This is a genomic window from Odoribacter sp., assembly GCF_985060555.1.
In genome coordinates this window covers 24,642-30,760 of the sequence record NZ_CFKYFN010000043.1, presented here as the reverse complement: position 1 = coordinate 30,760, position 6,119 = coordinate 24,642, and the positions used below count along the sequence as shown (strand labels likewise).

Below are 6,119 nucleotides of genomic sequence, written 5' to 3'. Positions count from 1 at the left end.
CAACTGCCTTTCGTCACAAGTCCAACATGCCTCACTGAACTATCGTTCAACCAGTATAGGCTTCATCCTCGTGTCTGTCTTTCTCCCCAGCGATGCACTCGCCCTTGGCAATTAGGGCGGCCATGCTGCAACCGACATGCGACACTCCCCATTGGGTTTCCCCGCCGGATAAGTCGGTTGGAAGTAGACTTAGAATCTAGTCTAGTCTCTTGCTAAAGAGACATTCATTACGCTACCTTTACGGGCGCACGGTAGGAGTTCATACGTTGATTACTAATCATAGGTAATAATGGTTTATTAATAGGTTCGTTACCTGTTATATATTTAGAAAGAATTTTTTGTGCAGGAGGTAGTAGGGGAATCTCCATACTGTTACCTGTCTTTTGACGTGTCATGTTTATCCATATTTCATTATCCAATCCTTTTATGAGATGTGCTTTACATAGATTGGCTGCTTCTCTGTAAGCTAAACCTGTGTAAACGGAAAACAGGTATAAGTCCTTTACTTGCTCTAATCTGTGTTGTGTGAAATGATAATTTTCTAATTGTTCAATTTCTTCATCAGTTAGAAATGTAATAGACTTAGTACCAACTTTCAATCGCTCATACGCATTAAAAGGATTCTTTTCCAAGTAACCACATTTTACTGCATATTTTGCAACTTCAATAACCTTTTGCAGTGTTTTATTGACGGTATTGGGTATTTGCTTGCGGTCTGTAAGAAGATATTGCTGAAAAGCAGCTATAAATTGATAATCCAGTTTTTTCAAAGGTATATCGCTCATATTGTATTGCTTCTTAATAAAATTGATTGTGTGGTTATATACGTCTTTGAATTTTCTGTATGTATCTTTGGAATATTCTGTTCCTACAAGTTTGCCCATCACATCAAGGCGGTCTTTCATTAATTTTAGAAAAGTATCACCTGTTAATTCTGCCCCGCCTTTAAGTTGGAAATAGAGGTCTTCAATACTAAATGTCCCTAACGTATCAATTAATTTACGTTCACAGTCTTTGATTTGTTTGGTTAGGCAATCCAGTTTGAAATTAATGAATTGTACTTCTTCGTTTCTGCCTTTGGCTTTTTGTTTTACAGTATCCCAATTATTAGCCTGTACATATAAACCTGTGGCAAACTTTTTAGGAGTGCTGTTTACTGTAATTCTACAATAGATTGGGGCTAATCCGTTAGTGGACTCTTTTGAGTTGTAGTGGAAGTAATAAATAAGGGTTTTTGATAGCATAATAATGACCATTAAATGCCACTGCTTCTGTTACTTATGAAGATATTTGGTCCACCTTGAAAAATGGACCAGATTTAGGAAAATAAGTGGACCAAATAATGGACCAGAATACGAAAATTTATAGGTTGTGAGAAAAAGAAAACCACTGTAAATCAGTGGTTTAATTCTAATCGGTGGAGCAGCAGGGAATCGAACCCTGGTCCAAACACGGAATCAATATGCTTTCTACATGCTTAGCCGCTTATTGGTTTTCGACGATAGTCCGGAAAGTGGCACCCAAGCCATCGCTTATCCTCTTAAATTTTCGCCTTTCGCCAAAGGTGGGCTAAGACTAACCTTAAATTGACTGCACCCCGTATGCCGGCCGGAATAAGGTGGAACCACCGGCGGGATGTCCCGTCCCCGTTCCTTGAACAGGGATTAAGCCTTCAATCTTCTAAAGATTAGGCAGCGAGAGCGTAATTATTTTCGCCAACTAAAATTTTGTGTCCGGGATTTACGGGCCGTTTCACTGCTCCCGACATGCTTACATACCTATTCTTCATGCTGTCAAATCCAGGTCTGCCCCATGGTATGCGAGGACAAAGATAGGAAGAAACCCGGTAAATCATATCAAAAGAGACTTAAATTTATAATTTTTGGTAGTTATATACATATTTATACCTACAAACGTACATTTCATGTAAATATCTATATAAATACCAAAAATGAAATCGTGCAGATCCGGGAAGGTTCTGCACGATTTTTATTTTGAATGAGGGGTAAAATTATTCTCCGATCATAAAATGATGGTATCCCTTCATTTTTTGCCAACTGCCCCGGGTGAAATCGGGGACCTCGACGGGCATGCTGTTGTTTTCGATGGAGAGGCGGGTGAGTTCGCCCAGACAGGACCATTCGGCTGCGTCATAGACATCTTGATCGAGAGGGAGGCCGTGGCGTAAACAATATACCAACCGGTAATCCATGATGAAGTCCATGCCACCGTGTCCGCCGACTTTTTTGGCTTTTTCCTCCAGTTCTTTCTGAATGGGGTGTTTGTATTGCTCCATCAGCGCCTGTTTCACATCTGCCGGGACGAACGAGTGCATACTTAAATTTTCGTGATCGGGTACACCTTCGACCTGCTCCGGAGAACGGAATGTATAGCCTTCTACCGGATATTTGTTGGCGAAACCTTCGGTGCCGGTCAGTTGGTACATCCGGGAATAAGGCCGGGGATTCATGACGTCGTGCTGGATGTGCATGGTTTGGCCGTTTTCGGTCATAATCATCGTCATCGTATGGTCTCCGTTCTGGAAATCCTTACCGTCCCGTTTGTTGATCTTTTCTACCAGTTTCGGGCCGGTCAGGGCTTTGGTATCCATAGAAACGAGGTAGTTCATTTTATTTCCCCGGTGGATGTCGAGGAGTTGACAGGCAGGTCCCATGCCGTGGGTGGCATATACATCCCCCCGGTATTTTTCATTGAAATCCAGCCGCCAGTTGCCTTGATAGGCCGCCCAGAATTCTTCCAGGTTGTGGATATACGAACCTTCGACATGGAGGATATCACCGAACAATCCATGTTGGGCCATATTCAGGGTGGTAAGTTCGAAAAAGTCGTATACGCAGTTTTCCAGCATCATACAGTGCTTGCGGGTCTTTTCGGAAGTATTGATCAGTTGCCAGCATTCATCGAGATTCATGGCTGCGGGGACTTCGATGGCGACATGTTTACCGTGTTCCATGGCGTAAACGGCTATGGGAGTATGCAGCAACCACGGAGTGACGATATATACCAGATCGATATCGGGGCGTTCACAAAGTTGTTTCCAGCCTTCTTCTCCACTATAGGCGGCAGCCTGGGGACGATTGTTTTTGATGAGGATCTCCTGGGCTTTTTCTACCCGTTCGGGATAAAGGTCACAGAGGGCTTTGATGGCGGTACCTTCGATTTGGGTAAAACGATAGACGGCCCCCGGGCCGCGCATGCCTAATCCGATAAAACCGACCCGTACGGTGTCGAGGGGTGCACAGCGAAGGCCTATGACGTCTGTCTGACCGGCCGGACGTTCCGGAATAGCGGTGCGAATCAGATTGGGAGTCGTTTGATCCGAAGATTTAGGACATTGGCAACTGCTGATGCCCAGGATCAGAAAAGCGGTCAATAGGTAAGTGATTTTTTTCATATAATTACTGATTTGAGAGTTGATTAATCCAGGCGTTCATTTCTTCCAGATGACTGTCTATGCTGTGGAGATGGGTCAATTGAGCCAAGGTCCGTTGCAGGTTGTGTTCGGGATATTGGATTTTGTAGTATGTATCTCCGTTGAGGTAATCGGTCAGAAAACGGACGGTTTGCATATAGGTTAGAAGTTGTGCCCCATAGGGTAACAATTGTTTTTCGATAGGGGTAAGGAAGGCACTTGCCGTTTCGAGATAGCCCCGGGCAAATTCCCGGAATATTTCCATATCGAGACCTACCCGGTCCAATTCTTTATCGTCTTCTGCTCCTTTATTGGCAGCGGTACGGATAAAGTCACCGAAATCCGACAATACAAATCCAGGCATCGTTGTGTCGAGGTCGATCACACAGAGAAAACGGTCATCCTGATCGAACAGCATATTGTTGACTTTTGTATCGCAATGGGTAATGCGTTTAGGTAATTTTCCTTCGCGATGAAGCCGTTCAGCCCGGCACATTTCCTCAGAACGTCCGAGCAATTCATCCACGATCGGTTGCACTTTAGCCAGACGGGCCGCTTTGTCTCGAGCGATCGCTTCCCGGAACTGTCCGAGGCGGAATTCCATGTTGTGAAAGTCGGGAATGGTCGCTCCGATCGGTGGATTCGGAATGTCTGACAGAAAGTATTGAAATTCTCCGAAAGCTCTTCCGGTCTGATAGGCCAGGTCCGGTGTCACTTGTTCGAAAGTCTTCGATCCGGCGATATAAATAGTCAGCCGCCAGTAACTGTTGCCGTCGTAATAATAAAGCCTTTCATCTGTAGCAGGTACTAAAGTCAATGTCTTCCTGTCGATATCGTTTGCATTCCGTTGTTGCAAATGGTAACGGATACGGGAGGTAATGTAACGGATATTTTCCTGTAATAAAGGAACATCCGTGAAAATAGCCTGATTGATGCGTTGTAATACGTAATCCGGGGTATCGGGATATCGGGTTGTTACCAGGAAGGTATCGTTGATCAACCCCGATCCTAACGGTTTTATTTCTGCCACCTCTCCCGAAATGGCAAAATGTGAAGTGATTGCTTTTAAATCTGTCATGAAAATGGTGATAAAATGATCTGCTAAAATAGTCAATTTTCCGAAGAATTGGAATTTTGATTTCTGAATTAAATTTTCTGAATTTTTTTTGTTTGTGTTTCTCGCGGAAAGGGGTAATTTTGTGAGGGAGATGTATAGCATAACTCCTCACTACGTTCGTCAGATACCACCGGTCAATGAAAGAAAAAGGCAGACGACCGACAGAAGCGATCGCGTTCCCGGACACGAATACCGAAGACGAACAAATACCGAAATAATCCTGCCGTTTTTTAGTGACAACGGTTATGGAAATCAAATCTGATCACTGTAACCGTTGTCACTGAAAAAGATAGGACCTGAAAGTTGAAAATTACTCCGTAATTGTTGAAAAGGATGTGGATTTTCAACTTCAAAAGCCTTGATAAAAGATAGTATACACTTGTTTCGTCGGAGTTTTAATACCTTCAGAGAAATGGGTGGCTGTAATGGTTTCTACATAACCGGACATGTTGAAAGTATAACTGAATTCTGTTCTGCTGCCTTTTTTGTCGCTGATCGAAGCCAACAGATTTTGGCTGCGTTTCCCTAGCAAACCGACCATCGACAGGTAGTCCTCCTGATAAAGTTGATTAAGGTCCAGGTTGGCTTTATTATTTTCTTCCGTGGTGTACGTGAAGGTTTCCAGAGTAGCATATTCAGCGTCACTTGTGATTTTTTCCTGTGTTTCTACTCTGTTTTGATCCGACCATATATATTGGAACTGTTCCTGGTCGCTACCGATATTTTGTAAACGGAAATTTTTGTAACGATATACAATCGATATGGGCTCTTCATTACTCATCATGTCGAAGTAAGTTGCCTGATTTTCCCTGATATGGCCTTGTTCGTTCAGCATACATTCGCTGTAAAGTTTTTGAGTAACCTGATTGTTATTTTCATAAATATTCTGCTCATAAAATAAACGGTGATCTTCGGGCATATAATTTATATGAATATCCGACAGTATCGTTTCATTTTGAATTTCTTCACCTTCGATATTTTCTGTATAAATGCCTGTTTTTTCAATATACTGAATTTGGTCATCGTTGTAACCGAATCTGATTTCCAGCCAATTATTCCGGTTTTCTACTCCTTCTGTGATTTCTGTGATGGTAATGCGCTCCACCCAGGCTTCGAAGGGATCCGGTTCGTAAGATTCCGGGAAACTGCCGTCCTGCCGGACAGCTTCCTGATTGATTGTGATTGTTTCGGTTTGGCTTTGACAGTTTAGGTCGATTCGAACTGTCCGGGGATTTCCTGTCGTGTTTTCATCTAATAATATTTGCACGGTATGTTCCCCGGCTTCTTCTCCGGCAGAAGGGGTTACGGTAACCCAGGAGCGGGCTTCATCGTTTTGGATATAACTCTCCCACGAAGAGGTGGTGGTAAAAGTGATCTCGCAGGAGGGAGAGTCGGCATAAGCTGTCTGATTGAGTTGAGCAGGATCGGACAGGGTTATAAATTGATTGGAAGGATTGCCTCCGCCGCCTCCGTCGCCTTCGCCTTCATAATCGGTAATCACATTGGTATAACAGGCTGTCAGGCATACAGCAATAAACAACTGAATGAATAGTAATATCTTTTTCATGA

General features: G+C 43.4%; 4 protein-coding genes and 1 other RNA gene. All 5 read right to left on the bottom strand.

From position 1 onward, the window contains the following. Positions 1-227: 227 nt before the first annotated feature. Complete coding sequence (locus tag AC5RDS_RS05830; RefSeq protein WP_494222258.1) at positions 228-1,244, bottom strand: phage integrase SAM-like domain-containing protein; 1,017 nt, start codon at positions 1,242-1,244, stop codon at positions 228-230. A 171-nt stretch (positions 1,245-1,415) separates the two neighbouring features. Next, positions 1,416-1,812, bottom strand: a transfer-messenger RNA (tmRNA) gene (ssrA, locus tag AC5RDS_RS05825). 199 nt (positions 1,813-2,011) lie between these two features. After that, positions 2,012-3,415: a Gfo/Idh/MocA family protein gene (locus AC5RDS_RS05820; RefSeq protein ID WP_013610438.1), complete on the bottom strand. Its 1,404-nt coding sequence runs from the start codon at positions 3,413-3,415 to the stop codon at positions 2,012-2,014. Between the two features lie 4 nt (positions 3,416-3,419). After that, on the bottom strand, positions 3,420-4,511 hold the full coding sequence (locus AC5RDS_RS05815) for a phosphotransferase enzyme family protein (protein WP_022161352.1): 1,092 nt from the start codon (positions 4,509-4,511) through the stop codon (positions 3,420-3,422). 388 nt (positions 4,512-4,899) lie between these two features. Further along, the gene (locus AC5RDS_RS05810; protein WP_013610440.1) at positions 4,900-6,117 is read right to left on the bottom strand and encodes a BACON domain-containing protein; all 1,218 of its coding nucleotides are present in this window, start codon (positions 6,115-6,117) and stop codon (positions 4,900-4,902) included. Between the last annotated feature and the right edge of the window lie 2 nt (positions 6,118-6,119).

What these genes read in the sequence shown, in the direction of transcription:
- AC5RDS_RS05830 (WP_494222258.1), bottom strand. Translation starts at nt 1,244, where the DNA reads ATGCTATCAAAAACCCTTATTTATTACTTCCACTACAACTCAAAAGAG.
- AC5RDS_RS05810 (WP_013610440.1), bottom strand. Translation starts at nt 6,117, where the DNA reads ATGAAAAAGATATTACTATTCATTCAGTTGTTTATTGCTGTATGCCTG.
- AC5RDS_RS05815 (WP_022161352.1), bottom strand. Translation starts at nt 4,511, where the DNA reads ATGACAGATTTAAAAGCAATCACTTCACATTTTGCCATTTCGGGAGAG.
- AC5RDS_RS05820 (WP_013610438.1), bottom strand. Translation starts at nt 3,415, where the DNA reads ATGAAAAAAATCACTTACCTATTGACCGCTTTTCTGATCCTGGGCATC.